Below are 19,815 nucleotides of genomic sequence, written 5' to 3'. Positions count from 1 at the left end.
GCTGGCCGTCATGGATCCCGTGACGGCCGCGCGCACCCTCGTCGAGGAGCTCTTTCCCGGCGCCCTGTACGCCTTCCTCGGCGGCAGCTCGGTGACCGGGCGGCGCACGCCCACCTCCGACCTCGACGTCGTCGTGGTGATCGACGGCCTGGCCCGGCCGGTGAAGGAGTCGCGCCGGTGGCGGGAGTGGCCGGTGGAGCTGCTCGTGCACAGCCGCACCAGCCTGCTCGCCTTCGTCGAGCAGGACGTCGCGCGCGACCGGCCCACGCTGATGCGCCTGTGCGCCGACGGCGTCCTGCTCGTGGACCGCTCGGACGGCCAGGCCGCCGAGCTCCAGCGCGAGCTGCGCGCCCGCCTCGACGCCGGTCCTGGCCCGCTGCCCGCGCCCCGGCTCGACCGGGCCCGCTACGTGCTGTCGGACCTGCTGGACGACCTGGCGGGCGGCGGCGACCCCGGCGAGCGCGCCTTCACCTCCTGGCACGTCGTCGAGGAGACCGCCCGGCTGGCACTGTCGCTGGCGGGCCGCTGGCACGGCGACGGCAAGTGGCTGCTGCGCGAGCTGCGCGCCCAGGACCCCGAGCTGGCCGCCGAGCTGCTGGCCGCCCGCGACGACCCGGCCCGGCTGGCCGCCGCCGCGACCGGCGTCCTCGACCGCGCCGGCGGCCGCCTGTGGGAGGGCCACCGCATCGAGGCCGACCCGTTCCACCAGCCGCTGCGCCACGTGCCGTCCTCCGGCCTGTCCGGCGGCACCGCGCAGACGCCCGGCATGCGGCGGCTGGCCGCGATCAGCGACGGCACGACCGGGTCACGGCGGCTGTGGATGGGCCAGACGCACGTCTCCCCCGCCACCCGCTCGGCCGACCACCACCACGGCGCCTCGGAGACCGCCATCTACGTGGTCAGCGGCACCCCGTCGTTCGTCTTCCTGGAGGACGGTCGCGAGCGGCGCGTCGACACCGGGCCCGGCGACTACGTCTTCGTGCCCCCGTACGTGCCGCACCGCGAGGAGAACCCCGACCCGTCGCGGGAGGCCGTCGTCGTCATCGCGCGCAGCACCCAGGAGGCGATCGTCGTCAACCTGCCCGACCTGCGGCCCCGCTAGCTGCCCGCGCCGCTCACCCGGTAGACGTCGAAGACGCCCTGGATGCTCCTGACGGCCTTGAGCACGTGGCCCAGGTGCTTGGGATCGCCCATCTCGAAGGTGAACTTGCTGACCGCCACCCGGTCGCGCGAGGTGGTGACGGAGGCGCTGAGGATGTTGACGTGCTGGTCGGACAGCGTACGGGTGACGTCGGACAGCAGGCGCGGCCGGTCGAGCGCCTCCACCTGGATCGCCACCAGGAACACGCTGTCGTCGCCCGGCGACCAGCTCACCTCGACCAGCCGGTCGGGCTGAGTGCGCAGCTGCTGGACGTTGGTGCAGTCGGCGCGGTGCACCGAGACGCCGTGGCCGCGGGTGACGAACCCGACGATCTCGTCACCGGGCACCGGCGTGCAGCACTTGGACAGCCGCACCCACACGTCGGCGTCGCCCGCCACGACCACGCCGGCCCCGCCGCCCCTGGGACGGCCGCGCAGGCGCGTGGGCAGCGACGTCTCGGCGATGTCCTCCTCGGCGCTCTCCACCCCGCCGATGGACGCCACGAGCTTCTGCACGACCGTCTGCGCGGCCGTGTGGCCCTCGCCCACGGCCGCGTACAGGGCCGAGACGTCCGGGTAGCGCAGGTCGCGGGCCAGGGCCAGCAGCGCCTCGCCGGACATCAGCCGCTGCAGCGGCAGGCCCTGCTTGCGCATCGCCCGCCCGATGGCCTCCTTGCCCGCCTCGATCGCGGTCTCGCGGCGCTCCTTGGAAAACCACTGCCGGATCTTGTTACGGGCGCGGCCGGACTTGACGAACTTGAGCCAGTCGCGCGACGGCCCGGCGTCGGGCGACTTGGAGGTGAAGATCTCGACGGTGTCGCCGTTGCCCAGCCGCGACTCCAGCGGCACCAGCCGGCCGTTGACCCGGGCGCCGATGCACCGGTGGCCCACCTCGGTGTGCACGGCGTAGGCGAAGTCGACCGGCGTGCCCCCTTCGGGCAGCGGGATGACCTGGCCCTTGGGGGTGAAGACGTAGACCTCCGACACCGACAGGTCGAAGCGCAGCGACTCCAGGAACTCGCCCGGGTCGGCGGTCTCCTTCTGCCAGTCGAGGAGCTGGCGCAGCCAGGCCATGTCGCTGCCCGGCTTGACCTTGCCGGCGGGTCCGGGGCCGCCGACCTCCTCCTTGTACTTCCAGTGCGCGGCCACGCCGTATTCGGCCCTGTGGTGCATGCCGTGGGTGCGGATCTGCAGCTCCACCGGCTTGCCCTCGGGACCGATCACCGTCGTGTGTAGCGACTGGTACATGTTGAACTTGGGCATCGCGATGTAGTCCTTGAACCGGCCAGGGACCGGGTTCCAGCGCGCGTGGATCGTTCCGAGCGCCGCATAGCAGTCGCGCACGCTGTCGACGAGGACCCGGATGCCCACCAGGTCGTAGATGTCGTCGAAGGCCACGTCGCGGGCGATCATCTTCTGGTAGACCGAGTAGTAGTGCTTCGGCCGGCCCTTGACCACGGCGCGGATCTTGGCGTCGCGCAGGTCGCCGGAGACCTTCTCGATGACCTCCTGCAGGAACAGGTCGCGACGCGGCGCCCGCTCCGACACCATGCGCGCGATCTCGTCGTAGCGCTTGGGGTAGAGCATGGCGAACGCCAGGTCCTCCAGCTCCCACTTGATCGTGTTCATGCCCAGGCGGTGGGCCAGCGGGGCGAAGATCTCCAGGGTCTCGCGGGACTTCTGGTGGCGCTTGTGCTCGGGCAGGTAGCGCATCGTGCGCATGTTGTGGAGCCGGTCGGCCAGCTTGATGATGAGCACCCGGATGTCGCGCGACATGGCGACGACCATCTTGCGCACGGTCTCGGCCTGGGCGGCGTCACCGAACTTGACCTTGTCGAGCTTGGTGACGCCGTCGACCAGCGAGCCGATCGTGTCGCCGAAGTCGCCGCGCAGCTCGTCCAGGCTGTAGGCGGTGTCCTCGACCGTGTCGTGCAGCAGGGCGGCGCAGAGCGTCTCGTCGTCGGTGCCGAGCTCGGCCAGGATCGTCGCCACGGCCAGCGGGTGCGTGATGTACGGGTCGCCGCTCTTGCGCTTCTGATCGCGGTGGTGATAGGCGGCCACGTCGTAGGCGCGCTCGATCAGCCGCAGGTCGGCCTTGGGATGGGTGGCGCGGACGGTCCGGAACAGCGGCTCCAGCACCGGGTTCATGCCACCACCCCCAAATCGCCGTCGACGTGCCGCGGGCGCGCCGGGCACGGTCTCGGCGCTGCCTGCGTCCGCTACGTCGGGCGCGACCACATCACGGGGCACTCAGACTCCTCACTTTCGAGTCCAGGTCCCCCAGTGTATCCAGGCGGCGAACCTGGGCCGCCGCGGGTCCTGCTCAGACGATCACCAGGGCGTGGGTCTCCACCCCCGTCAGGCGCTCGCGCCCCTTGAGGAAGGCGAGCTCCATGAGGACGGCCACGCCGACGACCTCGGCTCCGGCCCTGCGCACCAGCTCGACCGTCGCCTCCGCCGTGCCGCCGGTGGCCAGCACGTCGTCGACGATGAGGACGCGGTCGCCGGGCTGGAACGCGTCGGCGTGCACCTCGATGGTCGCGGAACCGTACTCCAGATCGTAGGACGCCTCCAGCGTGGCGGCAGGCAGTTTGCCCTTCTTCCTGACCGGCACGAATCCCGCGGCGGCCCGGTAGGCGACCGGGGCGGCCAGGATGAAGCCGCGCGCCTCGATGCCGACGATCTTGTCGACCTCGTGCAGCCCCGCCAGCTCGTCCACCACGGCCGCGAACGCCACCGGGTCGTCCAGCAGCGGGGTGATGTCCTTGAACAGCACCCCGGGCTGCGGATAGTCGGGGATGTCCCGGATGCGCTCCAGGATCATCGTGCTCAGCTCGGTCTTCACGTCACTCCTCGGGGGCTGTCCACGCTTGCGGGCTCCATGATGGCCCATGACGGGCGGTAATCCGACCAGCGCCCCCGGAGCCCACCCGCGGCCCCGCGAGCGCTCAGGGGGCGTTCAGACGCACTCACGGGGGCGTTCAGACGCGCGGACGCCCCCGCCCGGTCGCATGGGCGGGGGCGTCGGCGAAGCGGTCAGCCCTTGGCCGTGGCCGCGCTCCTGGAGCCCTTCGACCCCTTGGCGCCCTTGCCGCCCCCGGTGGAGGCCAGCCGGCGGGCGATGGCCTGGTAGCGCGGCTCCCGCTCCTTGAGCGTCACCAGCAGCGGCGTGGCCACGCAGATCGAGGAGTAGGTGCCGACGATCATGCCGACGAACAGGGCCAGCGACAGGTCCTTCAGCGTGCCCGCGCCCAGCACCGTGGTGCCGATGAACAGGATCGCCGCCACCGGCAGGATCGCCACCAGCGAGGTGTTGAGCGAGCGGATCAGCGTGTGGTTCAGGGCGTCGTTGGCCGCCATCGAGTAGGTCTGCTTCGACGTCGCGCCCAGCTTGGCCGTGACCTCCTTGATCATGTCGAACACCACGACCGCGTCGTACAGCGAGTAGCCGAGGATCGTCAGGAAGCCCAGCAGCGTCGCCGGCGTGACCTCGAAGCCCGACCAGGCGTAGATGCCGGCCGTGATGACCAGGTCGTGGATGAGCGCGACGATCGCCGCCAGCGCCATCTTCGGCTCGAACGCCATCGACAGGTACAGGATGATCGCCACCATGAAGACGGCCAGGCCCCACCAGGCCTTGGTGGACACCTCACCGCCCCACGAGGCGCCGATCGACTGGATGTTGACGTCGTCGACCGTGACGCCGTACTCCTTGGCGATGACGCTCTGCAGCTCGAGGGTCTTGCTCTCGGGCAGCGTCTCGGTCGTGACCCGGTAGCGCTCGCCGGCCGTCTGCACGATCGGCTGGTGCACGCCCTCGTCCAGGAACGTCTCGCGGACCTGCTCGATGCCGACCGTCGTCTTCGGCTGCCAGGAGAAGACCGATCCGCCCTTGAACTCGACGCCCAGGTTGAGCCCGTTGATCAGCAGACCGGCGATGGAGATCGCCAGCAGGATGCCCGACAGGCTGTACCACAGCCGCCACTTGCCGACGAAGTCGACGTCGATCTCGCCCCGATAGAGGCGACGCCCCAGTCCCATCTCAGGCCTCCTGCGGGGTGGTCTTGTGGCCGGAGCCGGTGGAGGAGTCGAGGCTCATGCGCTCGGCGTCCAGACCGGACAGCGGGTGCCCCTTGGCGAAGAACTTCACCCTCGCCAGCAACGCGATGAACGGCTTCGTGAACATGAACACCACCACGATGTCGATCAGCGTGGTCAGGCCCATCGCGAACGCGAATCCCGCCACACCGCCGACCGCCAGCAGGTAGAGCACCACCGCGGCGATGAACATGACGGCGTCGGCGATCAGGATCGTGCGCCTCGCGCGGACCCAGGCCACCTCGACGGCCGCGCGCAGCGACCGCCTGCCTTCCTTCATCTCGTCACGGATGCGTTCGAAGTACACGATGAAGGAGTCGGCCGTGATGCCGATCGAGACCACCAGGCCGATGATGTGCGGCAGCGACAGCCGGAAGCCGGCGTTGTGGCCGAGCACGACGACCGCGGTGTAGGTGAGGATCGAGGCCACCACGAGGCTCAGCACGGCGACGATGCCCAGGCCGCGGTAGTAGAGGAGGCAGTAGACGACGACCAGCGCCAGGCCGATGATGCCGGAGACGAGGCCGCCTTCGAGCTGGTCCTGGCCCAGCGTCGAGGAGACGGTGTCGATGGAGCTGCGCTCGAACTTCAGCGGGAGCGCGCCGTACTTGAGCTGCTCGGCCAGCTCACCGGCGCTCTGCTGATCGAAGCCGCCGGTGATCTCGGCGCGTCCGCCGGGAATCGGGCTGATGATGTTGGGGGCGGTGATGACCACGCCGTCGAGGACGACCGCGACCTTGTTGCGCGGCTCCTGGGAGTTAAAGGCGGCCGAGGTGAGCTTGCTCCACTCCGTCGCGCCCTTGCTCTTGAAGTCGAGCTGGACGACCCACTCGGTGCTGCCCTGCTGGACGCCGGAGGTCGCGGTGTCGATGTCGGTGCCGACGACCTTGGCGACGTCGAGAATGTACTTGAAGCTGCCGTCCGACTCACAGGCGGCGTACTGCTTGTTCGGGTCGTCCTGGACGCCCTGGCCCCGGTTCTTCGGGTCGGTGCAGTCGAGCGCGTGGAACTGCTTGAGCACCGCCGGGTCGACGCCATCGGTGTTGATGCCGGCGTTGGGGTCCTGAGAGGGCTCCGGGGTCGGCGTCGCGGCCTTCTGGTCGCCCTTCTGGTCACCCTTTTGGTCGCCTTGCTTGTCACCCTGCTTGTCGTCGCCCTGACGGTCGTCGCCCTGTCTCGCCGTCTGCGACGGGCTCGGGACGGGCGAGGTCAGCGCCGACGACAGGGCCTTGCCCGTCGGGGACGCGCTGGGCTGGTTGCCGCCCGGCGAGCGCGAGGGCATCGACCGGGGCTGCACCGTGGTGGTCGGGGTGGCGTCGGGGGAGGCGTCCGGCGAGGCCGGGGTGGCGTCGGGCGACGCGTCGGGGGAGGCGCCGGGCGAGGAGGAGACGCCCGGCGACGCGGAGCCGCTGGGCGTCGGGGCCTCGGTGGCGAGCTGCTCCTGGCCGAGCTGCGTCATCTCCATCCAGAGCACCTGCCGGAACCGCAGCTCCGCGGTGGTGGCGACCAGCTTGATGGCCTCGCTCTGCCCGACGCCCGGGATCGAGATGATGATGTTGTCGCCGGACTTGGCGACCTCTGCGTCGGAGATGCCGGTGCCGTTGACCCGGTCGCGGATGATGTTGACCGCGCGGTCAAGGATCTCCTCAGGCGGAGCCGCACCGGTCTGGGTGACGGGTGACAGCGTCACCGTCGTGCCGCCGGCGAGGTCGAGTCCCAGCTTGGGCGTGTACGCCTTCTGCAAGAACATCGTCCCGGCCAGGGCGAGGATGAGCGCCAGGAGCAGCAGGAGCGTGCGCCCCGGCTTGCTGTGGCTGCTGGTCGGTCGGGCCACTGGTCGTCAGTTCTTTCGGATAGGGGTTGGTGGCTGAGCCTTCTCAGGACTTCTTGGAGTCCTCACCGTCGGCGGTGCCGCTCTCACCGGTGACGGTGTCATCGCTCTCATCCGCGGCGGGCTCGTCGGCCACCGGCTCACCCGGCGTCACGACGCGGCCGATGGCGGCCTTGACCCAGCGGGTCTCGATGCCGGGGGCCACCTCAAGGACGACGTCCTCGTTGTCCACCACGACGACCGTGGCGAACAGGCCGGTGGTCGTCATCACGCGGGTGCCGGGCGTCAAGGAGTTCTGCATCTTGATCGCCTCCTGCTGGCGCTTGCGCTGCGGGCGGATCAGCAGGAAGTAGAACACCACCACCAGAAGGATCAGCGGCAGGATGCTTCCGAGTTGTCCCATGTCCATCAGGGGCGACCTTCCATCTCGTACAAAGAAGTTTGACACCGGCCTCGCGCCGGAAATTCCGTGCGTTGCTTCGGGCCGCGCCGCTCAGCCCGTCAGCCTACACAGCCAGCCAAGCCACGGAGTGTAGGCGGTTGTTGCGAAACGCGGCAACGAAGCAGCGTTTCGGCGCGCGGGGAAGTTCCCAATTTGAAACGGTTGCAACCGTTCTGTAATCAGTCGAGAGATGTCGCTCCGAATGCATGTGGTGGGGGGGTCATGCCTAGGTGCGTCCAGGCGGCGGCGGTGGCCACCCGGCCGCGCGGCGTGCGCGCGAGCAGCCCCTGGCGCACCAGGAACGGCTCGGCCACCACCTCCACGGTCTCCGGCTCCTCGCCCACGGCCACGGCCAGCGTCGACAGCCCGACGGGCCCGCCGCCGAACTTGCGCAGCAGCGCGCCCAGCACCGCCCGGTCGAGCCGGTCGAGCCCTTCGGCATCGACTTCGTAAAGATTGAGCGCCGCCGCCGCGATCTCCCGGTCGATGACCCCGCCGGCGCGCACGTCGGCGAAGTCGCGCACCCGGCGCAGCAGCCGGTTGGCGATGCGGGGCGTGCCGCGCGAGCGGCCGGCGATCTCGCGGGCGCCCTCCTCCGGCAGGTCGACGCCCAGCAGCCCGGCCGAGCGGTGCAGCACCAGCTCCAGCTCCTCGGGCTCGTAGAAGTCCATGTGCGCGGTGAAGCCGAACCTGTCACGCAGCGGCGCGGGCAGCAGCCCCGCCCGGGTCGTGGCGCCGACCAGCGTGAACGGCGCGATCTCCAGCGGGATCGCGGTCGCGCCCGGCCCCTTGCCGACCACGATGTCGACCCGGAAGTCCTCCATCGCCAGGTAGAGCATCTCCTCGGCGGGCCTGGCCATCCGGTGGATCTCGTCGATGAACAGCACCTCGCCCTCGGCCAGCGTCGACAGGATCGCCGCCAGGTCGCCGGCCCGCTCCAGCGCCGGGCCCGAGGTGATGCGCAGCGGGGCGCCCAGCTCCGCCGCGATGATCATGGCGAGCGTCGTCTTGCCGAGCCCCGGCGAGCCGCTCATCAGCACGTGGTCGGGCGGGCGCTGCCGGCGCAGCGCGCTCTCCAGCACCAGCGACAGCTGCTCCCTGACCCGGGACTGGCCGATGAACTCCGCCAGCCGCTTGGGCCGCAGCGCGGCCTCGATCTGCAGCTCGTCGCCGCCGGCGTCGGGCGACACCAGCTCCCGTTCGAAACTCACGTCTCACCCGCCTCCCGCGTCGCCCTCCAGCATCCCACCGCGCCGGGACCGCCCGCGCCACCGGGCTTCATCGCACGCTCAGCGCGCGCAGCGCCGACTTGAGCAGCGCGGCCACCTGCGGGGTGCGCCCGGCGGCCACCTCGGCGTCGGCCTCGGGCTCCACCGCGGCCACGGCCTCGTCGGCGTCGCGCGCCGAATAGCCCAGCCCGACCAGGCCCGAGTGCACCTGGTCGCGCCACAGCGCCACGCGCCGCTCGCCGCGGATCGCCGCGTTGACGGCCTCCTCCGGGGTGCCGAGGCGGTCCTTGAGCTCCAGCACGATCCGCTGCGCGCCCTTCTGCCCGATGCCCGGGACCTGCGTGAGCGCCTTGAGATCGGCGGCGGCCACGGCGACCCGCAGCGCGTTGGGCGTGTGGACGGCGAGCATCGCCAGCGCCAGCTTGGGCCCGACGCCGCTGGCCGTCTGCAGCAGCTCGAACACGGCCCGCTCGTCGTCGGTCGCGAACCCGTACAGCGTCAGCGACTCCTCGCGCACCACCAGCGAGGTGGCCAGCCGGGCCTCCTCGCCCAGACGGAGCGTGGCAAGCGTGCCGGGGGTGCAGTGGGTCAGGATGCCGACGCCGCCGACCTCGATGACCGCCCCGTCGGGAGCGATCGCGGCCACCCGGCCGGCCACCGACGCGATCACGACGCGCTCCCCTCGCCACGCCCACCGGACCGCCGCGCCACGACGGGCTGTTCGGACTGATTCGGCTGTACGGATTGTCCAGGCTGTACGGGTTGTCCTGGCTGCACGTGCTTCCCGGGCTCTACGGGTTGGCCCGGCTGCACGGGTGGGCGGGACTGCCGGGGCGCGGCGGACTCTGGTGTCGGGGCGGGCTCCCGCGTCGGGGCGGACTGCCGGGGCCGTACGGGCTGCCGTGCCGGGGCGGGCTGGGCGGTGGTGCGGCGGCGGGCGGTGGCCAGGGCCTCGGCCAGGCGATGCTGCGGGCCGCCGCGCCACACGTGGCAGATGGCCAGCGCCAGCGCGTCGGCCGCGTCGGCGGGCTTGGGCATCTCCTTGAGGCGCAGCAGCCGCGTCACCATGGCGCCGATCTGCTTCTTGTCGGCCGTGCCGCTCCCGGTGATGGCGGCCTTGACCTCGGAGGGCGTGTGCAGCGCCACCGGGAGGCCGCGCCGGGCGGCGCACAGCACCGCGATGCCGGCGGCCTGGGCGGTGCCCATCACGGTGCGCACGTTGTGCTGGCTGAAGACGCGCTCCACGGCGACCGCGTCGGGGCGTACGTCGTCGAGCCAGCTCTCGATCCCCGCCTCGATGCCCACCAGGCGTGCGCCCAGCTCCTCGTCGGCGCCCGTGCGGATCACCCCGACGGCGACCAGCCCGAGCGGCGCGCCGGGGCGGCCCTCGACGGCCCCGATGCCGCACCGGGTCAGCCCCGGATCGACGCCCAACACCCGCACCGGTCTGCCTCCCGTTCGCCGAACACCTGTTCGGCACGAGACTCTACCCCGGCGGGCCCGGTCGCGCACCGGGAAACGCCCGCCGGAAGCACCCGGTCCACCGAACTGGCGTCCGCCCGTGGCCATCGGGAGTGGCCCGCCGTGGCCCATCGGGGGGTGGCCCGGCCAGTCAGTCGGGGCCCCGGGGGCTGATCGACTGACCCGCCGTGGCCCCCGGGGCCGGTCGAGGCCCCCGGGGGCCGGTCGAGTGGCCCGCCGTGGCCTATCGGGGCCGCCGGGGGTTCATCGGGTCCGCCAGGCCGCTCGGGTGGGCGAGCCCCTCAGGATGGGGCGAACTCCCCTCCGGGCGGGCAAACCCCTCCGGGAGTGCGGGCCCCTCCGGGATGGCAACCCCTCGGGGTGGGCGAGCCCGGCGAGGTGGGCGGGTTAGAAGTAGTCCAGCATGTACGGCTTGGCGGCGAAGACGGTGTCGAGCACCTCGTCGTGGCGTTCGTCGCCGGACATCAGGCCGCTGCGGCGCAGCGTGGCGGCCGGGACGCCGGAGTAGAGGGCGGACAGGGCGTTGATCCCGAGCAGCGGGACGCCGTCCCCGGGGTCGCGGTCGAGCCGGGTGGCCGCGCCGGAGCCGCCGGAGAACTCCAGCCGCCAGACGCCGGAGTTGGCCGGGCGCAGCGGGTCGTCCACCCGCACCACGGCGGCCGCCGACACGCCCGCCGGATAGCCCCTTCGCTCGATCGCGGCGGCCAGGTCGAGCACCCGGAACATCCACCGGGTCTGCTCGACCGTCTCCTTGCCGCGCTCGCGCAGCAGCCACAGCACCGGGTCGTCGGGGGCGACGGTGGCGACCACCCGTTTGGCGATCGAGGAGGCGGTGCCCACCAGCGACCACAGCGCGGCGGCGGTGTCGGCGGAGCCCGCCACCAGGTTGTCGACCTCCATGTCGCCGCCGCTCCAGCGGTAGACGAGGAAGCCGTCGGCGGCCAGGTAGAGGAAGTCGTCCTCCTCGGCGAGCCACTGCCGCCAGATCGTCTCGTCCCAGGAGATGGGGCCGCTGGAGCGGGCGGCGCCGTGCACCCGGTGCAGGACCGAGATCACCTCGGCCGCGTCGTCGGGGCCCATGCGGCGCAGCTTGACCTGCTGCGACGGCGCGAGGACGCGCAGATCCTCGGCGCGCAGCGTCACGATGTGCCGCGCCCCGGCGTGCTCGAAGCCGAGCTTGCGGTAGATCGGCGTCGTGGCCGGGTAGAGGGCGGCCACGGCGTCGCCGAGCGTGACGGCGCGGTCCAGGGCCGCGCGCATGATCATGGTGCCCAGGCCGCGGCCCCGGTCCTCCGGGCTGACCGTGACGCTGGCGACCCCCGCCAGTGACTGCGGCCTGCCGTGCCACCACTGGGTGAACGGTCTCAGCCGGGTGGTGGCGGTCAGCCGGTCGCCGTCGAAGGCGCCGAGGTAGCGGCCTTCGGGCAGGCCGGGCAGCACGGTCGCGCGCCAGCTCCGCACGTCGGCGGCGGACAGCAGCCCGAAGGAGCGCTTACGGATGTCGAGGGCGGCGTCCAGGTCGTCGGCCGTCAGGTCACGGATCTCCACAGTGCCCCAACCTACGCAGCCGGGGCACTCCCCCGCGAACGGGTTTCGCGGCCGGTGGTGACGGCCAGCCGGTCCAGGTAGAGCAGTTGCGCGGCGACGGCGGCGGCCAGCATGAGCACGACGACGACCAGCGGGGTGGCGAGCCCGGCCGGGGCCGGTCCGCCGGCGAACTGGGACAGCGCCATCGCCTGGACGGCCGGGGCGGTGGCCAGGGCCGGGTCCTGGACCGCCAGGAGGGGCCACAGCAGGTCCTGGGCGTTCACGAACGTGACGGCCAGCACCAGGATGCCCGCCATGGGCAGCGAGGGCAGCAGGACGCCGCTGAGGAAGTCGCGCTCGTTCGCGGCGGCCAGGCCCTTGCACAGCAGCGTCAGCACGAGCAGCGCGGGCACGCTGACGAGCAGCGGCGGGATCAGCGCGACGAACGTGTCGATGAGGCCGAGGCCGCGCAGGGTGTTCCAGTTGGCGATGCTGAGTGGGCCGTCGCCGACGAACAGCCACGGCGCGAACGGCAGCAGCAGCCACTCGCTGCCCCGGCCGAGCGGCCGCAGCCCGCCGATGCCGAGCGCGGCCAGGTACGCCACGCCGACCGACACCACGGCGCCCACCAGGGCGGGGACCCAGGTGTTGAGGTGCGTGCGCAGCCCCGGCGGCAGGCCGCGCTCCTCCCCGGGCTCGAACAGCGCCGCCACCCACGGCCAGGTCAGCCAGAGCGTCACGGCGGTGACGACGACCAGCGCCGCCACGCCCACGGCCACCGCCGCGGGCGACGCCCGCCGCTCCCCCGCCCCGGGCCCGGAAGCCTCGGCGCCGTACGGGAACGGGCCGCCACCGGGAGCGGAAGGCCCACCGGGAAAGCCGTCGCGGGGAGCTGAAGGCCCACCGGGGAAACCGCCGCCGGGAGCGGACGCGCCACCGCCCGGCGTGAAGAACCCGCCCCCGGCCGCGTGCCCTGCGGGGGCGGAGGCGCCCCCCTGACCGGCGCCGGGCGCGTATCCGGCGGAGGGGGCGCTGCCCGGCCCGGTGCCAGGCGCGTGCCCGGCGGCCGCTGGGGTGTCCCCCGGGCGGGGGCCGGGTGCGTACGCGGAGGGCGGGACGGTGCTCGGGATCTTCCCGAGCCCGAGCCCCTGCCCGGCGGCGGCCGAGGCGGGGATCAGGGGGCGGCGGGGGGTGAGGGTGATGCGCAGGCCGCTCGCGGCGGCGATGACGGCGGCGACGACGCCCAGGACGGCGAGCAGGACGCCCAGGACGGTCGCGACGGAGGCGCCGAGGCCGAGCCGGATGGTCTTGAAGGCGAAGGTGTGCTGCAGCAGTGCGAGCGTCTGGGTCGAGTCGAGCGGCCCGCCCTGCGTGAGGGTGAGGCTCATCGTGAACGTCTGGAGCCCGGCGGCGACGGCGGCGAGCGCGACCAGGGCGCCGACGGCGAGCATCGAGCGGGTCACGGTCCCGCCGCGCAGCGCGGGCAGGAACGCCATCACGGCGAGCGCGCACACGACGCCGAACATGGCCGCCGCGAAGATCAGCCGGAAGGCCCCGGGGGCGGTGTCCGGCCGGGACAGCTCGCGGGCCACGGCGGTCAGGCCGCCGGTGCGCGGGTCGAGGCCACGCAGCCAGGAGGCGGCCACGGCCGTCGGCGAGAACGTCACGAGGGCTAGCGACAGCGCGACGCGCCCGGCGCGCCGGGGCCAGGTGCCGGCCCGGTCCAGGGCGAGCGCCAGCAGCGGGGCGACCACGAGCGCCACGAGGAGCGGCATGAGCGTGATCGACAGGGTGAAGCCCAGGGCCGGCCAGAACGGGCCTTCGGCGTCGAAGGCCGTGCCGTAGTTGTCCAGTCCGACGAACGTGCTGGGCCCGGTGAGCCCGCCCCTCTCGAAGCTGAAGGCGATCGTCTGCACGGTGGGCAGGACCAGCGTGATCAGCATGCCGATGACGGCGGGCATGAGGAGCAGCCAGCCCAGTGCGCGCGGCGGGGGTTCGGTGGCGGTGCGGGAGGTCACGACGCCCGACCTTACGCCGACTCGCGGCGGCGCGGCTACGCGACGGGCGAATGTCACAGCGCCCGCCGGCCCCCGCGCGGGGCGGGGGCGCGCGTCAGGCGTCGAGCTTCTCCATGACCTCGTCGGAGACGTCGAAGTTGGCGAAGACGTTCTGCACGTCGTCGCTGTCCTCCAGCGCCTCGATGAGGCGGAAGACCTTCTTGGCGCCCTCCTCGTCGAGGGGCACGCTCATCGTCGGCAGGAAGCTCGACTCGGCCGAGTCGTAGTCGATCCCGGCCTCCTGGAGCGCCTTGCGTACGGGGACGAGGTCACCGGCCTCGGAGACGACCTCGAAGGAGTCGCCGAGGTCGTTGACCTCCTCGGCGCCCGCCTCCAGCACGGCCATGAGGACGGTGTCCTCGTCGAGGCCGTTCTTGGGGACGAGCACGACGCCCTTGCGGTTGAACATGTAGGACACCGAGCCGGGGTCGGCCAGGGAGCCGCCGTTGCGGGTGAGCGCGACGCGCACCTCGGAGGCGGCGCGGTTGCGGTTGTCGGTGAGGCACTCGATGAGCACCGCGACGCCGCCGGGCGCGTAGCCCTCGTACATGATGGTCTGCCAGTCGGCGCCGCCCGCCTCCAGGCCGCCGCCGCGCTTGCGGGCCCGTTCGATGTTGTCGTTGGGCACCGAGTTCTTCTTCGCCTTGAAGATGGCGTCGAAGAGCGTCGGGTTGGCGTCCGGGTCAGGGCCGCCGGTCCTGGCCGCCACCTCGATGTTCTTGATGAGCTTGGCGAACAGCTTGCCGCGCTTGGCGTCGAGTGCGGCCTTCTTGTGCTTCGTCGTCGCCCATTTGGAGTGGCCGGACATCGGCTACTAGTCCCTCACTGTCGATACAACCATGTCTACGAAATACCGGTGCACGCGCGTGTCACCCGTGAGCTCCGGGTGGAACGAGGTCGCGAGCAGCGATCCTTGCCGGACCGCGACGATCCTATCCCCAGGCTCGGCCCTGCCCAGCACTGTGACGCCCGATCCGACGGATTCGACCCACGGCGCGCGGATGAAGATGGCGTGCACGGGCTCGCCCGCGAAGTCGAGATCGGCCTCGAAGGAGTCGACCTGGCGGCCGAAGGCGTTGCGGCGCACGACCATGTCGATGCCGCCGAACGTCTGCTGACCGGCGATGCCGTCCTCGATGCGGTCGGCCAGCATGATCATGCCGGCGCAGGAGCCGTAGGCGGGCATGCCGGACTTGATCCGCAGGCGCAGGGGTTCGAGCAGGTCGAAGGTGTCGGCGAGCTTCCAGATGGTGGTCGACTCGCCGCCGGGGATGACGAGCGCGTCGACGGCGTCGAGCTCGGCGGGCCGGCGCACGGTTGTGGCCGTCGCGCCCGCTTCCCGGAGCATGCGCACGTGCTCGCGCACGTCTCCTTGCAGGGCGAGTACACCGATCGAGGGCACGTTCTTCCTTCCGCCTGATGAGCCGACACCGCTTTCAACGTCACGGGCCCCGGACATCTTCCTACACGACGGCGGGGGCGAGCGCGCCGAGGTGGTGCCTGCGGGTGAACAGCACGGCCATGCCCACGCCGCAGCACAGCGCGCCGAGCAGGTACGGGACGGGCGTGCCGAGGTCCTCGCCGAGCTTGGTGGCGAGGTACGGGGCCAGGGCGCCGCCCATCCAGCGGACGAAGTTGTAGCCGGCGGAGGCGACGGGCCGGGGCGCGTCGGAGACCTCCATGGCCGATTCGGTGAAGACGGTGTTGCAGAGCCCGATCGGGACGCCGGTCAGCACGGTGAAGGCGACGATTCCGGCGTGCTGCCCGGCCGAGGCGGTGACGGCGATGCCGATCTGGCCCACGGCCAGCAGCGCGAGCGCCAGGTGGAGCACGCCGACCGGGCCGAGGCGGCGGCGCAGCGCGGGTGCGCCGAGCACCGAGGCGAGGGCGACGCAGACGCCCCAGCCGAAGAAGACGGCGCCGATGCCGTACGGGCTCATGCCGAGGATGAACGGGGTGAAGGCGAGCACGGTGAAGAAGGCGAAGTTGTAGAACAGCGCGGTGAAGGCGGTGGTGGACAGGCCGCCGTGGGCGAGGGCGCGCAGCGGGGCGCTCAGCCGGGTCCTGGTGGCGGGCGGCGGGGTGGCCTTGAGCAGGGTGAGGATGAGCAGGAACCCGGCGGCCATGAGGGTGGCGGTGCCGAAGAAGGGGGCGCGCCAGTTCCAGTCGCCGAGCAGCGCCCCGGCCAGCGGGCCGAGGGAGATGCCCAGGCCGAGCGCGGCCTCGTACAGGATGACGGCCGATTCGGCGCCGCCGGTGGCGGCGCCGACGATGACGGCCAGGGCGGTGGCGACGAACAGGGCGTTGCCCAGGCCCCAGCCGGCGCGGAAGCCGACGAGCTCGGCGACGCTGCCGGAGGTGCCGGCCAGGGCGGCGAACACGACGACGAGGGTGAGGCCGGCCAGCAGCGTGCGCTTGCCGCCGATGCGGCTGGAGACCCAGCCGGTGACGAGCATGGCGACGGCGGTCACCAGGAAGTAGCTGGTGAACAGCAGCGACACCTGGCTCGGGGTGGCGTCGAGGCCCTGGGCGATGGCGGGCAGGATGGGGTCGACCAGCCCGATGCCCATGAAGGCGACGACCGCGGCGAACGCGGTGGCCCACACGGACATCGGCTGGCGGAGGATTCCGCCGGACAAATGATGCTCCTTACCGATTTTTCCTGCCGAACTTCGCGAGCACCGGGAGGGCGGCGGCGAGCGTGTCGCGTTCGTCGCCGGTGAGCCCGGCCAGCTCCTCCGCGATGGCGGCGATCCTGGCGCGGCGCACGGCGAGCAGGCGCTCGCGGCCCTCGCCGGTGAGCTCGACGGTCCTGACGCGGGCGTCGGCCGGGTCGGCGCCCCGCGCCACGAGACCGGCCTCCTCCAGCCGGTTGATCTGCACGCTCATGGTCGGCAGCTGCACGGCGTGCTCCTCGGCCAGCTCCGTCATGCGGCGCGGGCCGGGCTCCAGCGAGCCGAGCACGGCGTACTGCTGGCTGGTGACCGGCTGGCCCGCGGCGCTGCGCCGCAGGAGCAGCACCAGGTGGCGCAGCACGGTGGAGACCTGTTCGGCGAGCGCGAGTTCGGCGTCCTTCATACTTAGCCAGTCTAAGTTAGCCAAGCTAAGTATTACAAACGAAAGAAGGCGGCACGGAGGCCGCCTTCTTCTCCTTACGGGCGTTCGGTCTCCAGGCGGACCGTCTCCTCGGCGGTCATCGTGCGGCTGCGCAGCGCCGGGTCGAGCGGGCGCAGGTAGGTCTGCTGCACGCCGGGCACCCGGTCCTCGACCACGTACGTGGCCCGCGTGTACGCCTCCGCGCCGGCCTCGCGCACCTGCGGGAGCACCTTGAAGTCGGCGGTGAGCAGGTCGCGCTCGATGCGCGTCAGCACGTAGCCGCGCTGGTTGTTGTAGAACTTCAGGTGCGGGTTGATCTTCAGGAACGGGTGCGCCGCCGGGTCGGAGTCGGCGCCGTCGCCGCCCGTGGAGATCGAGCTGGCCACCAGCTCGGAGCCGACCGACGGGCCGGTCGGGTCGTCGTAGTCGAGCTTGAGGTCGCTGGCCCAGTGCGCGTGCACGTCGCCGGTCAGCACCACCGGGTTGCGCACCCCGGCGTCGATCCAGCCCTGGGTGATGCGCCGGCGCGAGGCCACGTAGCCGTCCCAGGCGTCCTGGCTGGTGATCTTGGCGGGTCCGGCGTTGTTGTCACGCTGGGCGAAGAACACCTGCTGGCCGAGGATGTCCCACTGGGCGCGCGAGTGGCGGAAGCCGTCGAGCAGCCACGCCTCCTGCTCGGCCCCGGTGATCGAGCGGGCCGGGTCGACGGCGGCCGGGCAGTCGCGGTAGCCGTCGCCGCAGCCCTGGTCGTCGCGGTACTGGCGGGTGTCGAGCATGTGGAAGGTGGCCATCCGGCCCCACCGGACGCGCCGGTAGAGCTGCATGTCGATGCCGCGCGGCACGGACCTGCGGCGCAGCGGCATGTTCTCGTAGTAGGCGCGGAAGGCGGCCTCGCGCCGGGACAGGAAGCCCGGCTGCGGGATCTCCGGCTTCTCCGGCACCTCGTCGGCCCAGTTGTTGTCCAGCTCGTGGTCGTCCCACACGACCAGCCACGGCGAGGCGGCGTGCGCGGCCTGCAGGTCGGGGTCGGCCTTGTACTGGGCGTGCCGCTGCCGGTAGCCGGCCAGCGTCTCGGTCTCGGGGCCCTCGTGGTGGCGCACGTTGCCGCCGGGGCTGTTGTACGTCTCCCGCTTGTACTCGTACTGGTAGTCGCCCAGGTGCAGGACGATGTCGGGGCGGTCCTCGGCCATGCGGCGGTAGGAGGTGAAGTAGCCGTGCTCGTACTGGGCGCAGGAGGCGAACGCCATCGTGAGCGCGCCGCCGTACGACAGCGGGTGCGGCGCGGTCAGCGCCCGGCCGACGGGCGAGACGTACGGGCCGACGCGGAAGCGGTACCAGTATTCGCGGCCGGAGCTGAGGTGGCCCACCTCGACGTGCACGCTGTGCCCCCATTCGGGCGCGGCCACGGCCACGCCGGCGCGCACGAGGCGGCGGCAGCGCTCGTCGGCGTACACCTGCCACAGCACCGGGAAGGGGCGGTTCGGCATGCCGCCCATGCCGTCCTCGGCCAGCGGCTCCTGGGCGAGCCGGGTCCACAGCACGAAGCCGTCGTGGTCGGGGTCGCCCGAGGCGACGCCGAGCGTGAAGGGGTCGGTGCGCAGGCCGCGGGAGGCGAGGGACTGGGCGGACTCGGCGGCGGGGTCGGGCACGGGATCGGCCTGGGCGTGGGCGTGGGCGTGGGCGGGGCCGGCGGGAACGGCCGCCGCGGCGCCCGCCGCCAGTCCGGTGACGAGGAAGTGCCGTCGGTTGAGCTCGGGCATGGCTGCTCCTTGAGACGATCAAGGCCGGGGACGAGCGTAGCCTGACTCAGGATCATGACTCATGAGTGAACGCCATGCGACACGTAAAAGGCGACATCCTTCGCGGATGCCGCCTTTTACGGAAGTTTTCGCCTTACCAGCCGCGCTCGGCGAGCCGGTGCGGCTGCGGGATCTCGTCCACGTTGATGCCGACCATGGCCTCGCCCAGACCGCGCGACACCTTGGCGATGACGTCCGGGTCGTCGTAGAAGGTGGTCGCCTTGACGATCGCCGCGGCGCGCTTTGCCGGGTCGCCCGACTTGAAGATGCCCGAGCCGACGAACACGCCCTCGGCGCCGAGCTGCATCATCATCGCGGCGTCGGCCGGGGTGGCGATGCCGCCCGCGGTGAACAGCACGACCGGCAGCTTGCCCGTCCTGGCCACCTCGGCGACCAGCTCGTACGGGGCCTGCAGCTCCTTGGCCGCCACGTACAGCTCGTCCTCGGGCAGCGAGGTCAGCCGCTTGATCTCGGCGCGGATCGTGCGCATGTGGGTGACGGCGTTGGACACGTCGCCGGTGCCGGCCTCGCCCTTGGAGCGGATCATGGCCGCGCCCTCGGTGATGCGGCGCAGCGCCTCGCCCAGGTTGGTCGCGCCGCACACGAACGGCACGGTGAACTGCCACTTGTCGATGTGGTTGGCGTAGTCGGCCGGGGTGAGCACCTCGGACTCGTCGACGTAGTCGACGCCCAGCGCCTGGAGCACGCGGGCCTCGACGAAGTGGCCGATGCGGGCCTTGGCCATGACGGGGATCGACACGGCGGCGATGATGCCGTCGATCATGTCGGGGTCGCTCATCCGCGAGACGCCACCCTGCGCGCGGATGTCGGCGGGCACCCGCTCCAGGGCCATGACGGCGACCGCTCCGGCGTCCTCGGCGATCTTGGCCTGCTCAGGGGTGACGACGTCCATGATGACGCCGCCCTTGAGCATCTCGGCCATGCCGCGCTTCACACGGGCGGTGCCGGTCTCGGGGCCGGCGGTCTTCTGGGCTTCGGGCGTGCTGCTGGACACGGTCATCCTCACGAGGCTCTGGGGGGCAACGGTAAGTTATCAAACCCATGGTAGGTCCTGATGTGGCACTTCCCCGCCTGCCACGATGTCAGCTTCGGC

Annotated in this window: 16 protein-coding genes and 1 pseudogene; 1 reads left to right on the top strand and 16 read right to left on the bottom strand. The window is 72.0% G+C overall.

All coding sequences use genetic code 11. The annotated features are described in order from the left end of the window. The first annotated feature begins 10 nt into the window (after nt 1–10). Nucleotides 11–1,102, top strand: a complete 1,092-nt coding sequence (locus tag KME80_RS08360) for a cupin domain-containing protein (protein WP_219502176.1) — start codon at nt 11–13, stop codon at nt 1,100–1,102. On the opposite strand, the gene KME80_RS08355 is transcribed toward KME80_RS08360, so the two are convergent. From KME80_RS08355 to pdxS, 16 genes and pseudogenes are all read right to left on the bottom strand, one after another. Then, nucleotides 1,099–3,288, bottom strand: coding sequence for a RelA/SpoT family protein (locus KME80_RS08355; RefSeq protein WP_219502174.1), 2,190 nt, complete (start codon nt 3,286–3,288; stop codon nt 1,099–1,101). The two genes, KME80_RS08360 and KME80_RS08355, sit on opposite strands and share 4 nt — an antisense overlap. Nucleotides 3,289–3,463: 175 nt before the next feature. Further along, nucleotides 3,464–3,985 (bottom strand): adenine phosphoribosyltransferase, encoded by a 522-nt coding sequence (locus tag KME80_RS08350; protein WP_219502173.1) that lies wholly within the window; start codon nt 3,983–3,985, stop codon nt 3,464–3,466. A 191-nt stretch (nt 3,986–4,176) separates the two neighbouring features. Further along, nucleotides 4,177–5,181, bottom strand: a complete 1,005-nt coding sequence (gene secF / locus KME80_RS08345) for a protein translocase subunit SecF (RefSeq protein WP_219502172.1) — start codon at nt 5,179–5,181, stop codon at nt 4,177–4,179. 1 nt (nt 5,182) lies between these two features. Next, on the bottom strand, nt 5,183–7,072 hold the full coding sequence (secD, locus tag KME80_RS08340) for a protein translocase subunit SecD (RefSeq protein WP_308125659.1): 1,890 nt from the start codon (nt 7,070–7,072) through the stop codon (nt 5,183–5,185). 43 nt (nt 7,073–7,115) lie between these two features. After that, entirely contained in the window at nt 7,116–7,472 is a 357-nt protein-coding gene (gene yajC, locus KME80_RS08335) for a preprotein translocase subunit YajC (RefSeq protein WP_246644319.1), read from the bottom strand. Nucleotides 7,473–7,690: 218 nt separating this feature from the next. Further along, nucleotides 7,691–8,722, bottom strand: a complete 1,032-nt coding sequence (ruvB, locus tag KME80_RS08330; protein ID WP_219502170.1) for a Holliday junction branch migration DNA helicase RuvB — start codon at nt 8,720–8,722, stop codon at nt 7,691–7,693. 67 nt (nt 8,723–8,789) lie between these two features. Further along, on the bottom strand, nt 8,790–9,410 hold the full coding sequence (ruvA, locus tag KME80_RS08325; RefSeq protein ID WP_219502169.1) for a Holliday junction branch migration protein RuvA: 621 nt from the start codon (nt 9,408–9,410) through the stop codon (nt 8,790–8,792). A 278-nt stretch (nt 9,411–9,688) separates the two neighbouring features. Beyond that, nucleotides 9,689–10,183 (bottom strand): annotated as a pseudogene (gene ruvC, locus KME80_RS08320) (crossover junction endodeoxyribonuclease RuvC); the annotation flags it as partial. A 426-nt stretch (nt 10,184–10,609) separates the two neighbouring features. Continuing rightward, nucleotides 10,610–11,770, bottom strand: a complete 1,161-nt coding sequence (locus KME80_RS08315) for a GNAT family N-acetyltransferase (protein ID WP_308125658.1) — start codon at nt 11,768–11,770, stop codon at nt 10,610–10,612. An 11-nt stretch (nt 11,771–11,781) separates the two neighbouring features. Continuing rightward, entirely contained in the window at nt 11,782–13,767 is a 1,986-nt protein-coding gene (locus KME80_RS08310; protein ID WP_219502168.1) for a carbohydrate ABC transporter permease, read from the bottom strand. 94 nt (nt 13,768–13,861) lie between these two features. Next, nucleotides 13,862–14,614, bottom strand: coding sequence for a YebC/PmpR family DNA-binding transcriptional regulator (locus KME80_RS08305; protein WP_219502167.1), 753 nt, complete (start codon nt 14,612–14,614; stop codon nt 13,862–13,864). A gap of 6 nt (nt 14,615–14,620) precedes the next feature. Then, nucleotides 14,621–15,265, bottom strand: a complete 645-nt coding sequence (gene pdxT, locus KME80_RS08300; protein WP_246644318.1) for a pyridoxal 5'-phosphate synthase glutaminase subunit PdxT — start codon at nt 15,263–15,265, stop codon at nt 14,621–14,623. A gap of 4 nt (nt 15,266–15,269) precedes the next feature. Then, entirely contained in the window at nt 15,270–16,445 is a 1,176-nt protein-coding gene (locus KME80_RS08295; RefSeq protein WP_246644317.1) for an MFS transporter, read from the bottom strand. Between the two features lie 10 nt (nt 16,446–16,455). Next, nucleotides 16,456–16,884, bottom strand: coding sequence for a MarR family winged helix-turn-helix transcriptional regulator (locus KME80_RS08290; RefSeq protein WP_219502165.1), 429 nt, complete (start codon nt 16,882–16,884; stop codon nt 16,456–16,458). 74 nt (nt 16,885–16,958) lie between these two features. Next, nucleotides 16,959–18,662 carry an alkaline phosphatase D family protein gene (locus tag KME80_RS08285; RefSeq protein ID WP_219502164.1) on the bottom strand — a complete coding sequence of 568 codons (1,704 nt, stop codon included), beginning with the start codon at nt 18,660–18,662 and terminating at the stop codon, nt 16,959–16,961. Nucleotides 18,663–18,795: 133 nt separating this feature from the next. Beyond that, nucleotides 18,796–19,722, bottom strand: a complete 927-nt coding sequence (gene pdxS / locus KME80_RS08280; RefSeq protein WP_219502163.1) for a pyridoxal 5'-phosphate synthase lyase subunit PdxS — start codon at nt 19,720–19,722, stop codon at nt 18,796–18,798. Nucleotides 19,723–19,815: the final 93 nt, after the last annotated feature.

The sequence above is a fragment of the Nonomuraea ceibae genome (assembly GCF_019396325.1).
GTDB lineage: Bacteria > Actinomycetota > Actinomycetes > Streptosporangiales > Streptosporangiaceae > Nonomuraea > Nonomuraea ceibae.
Note: the sequence above shows the minus strand (reverse complement) of the source record. Positions and strands in the feature narration are given on the sequence as shown.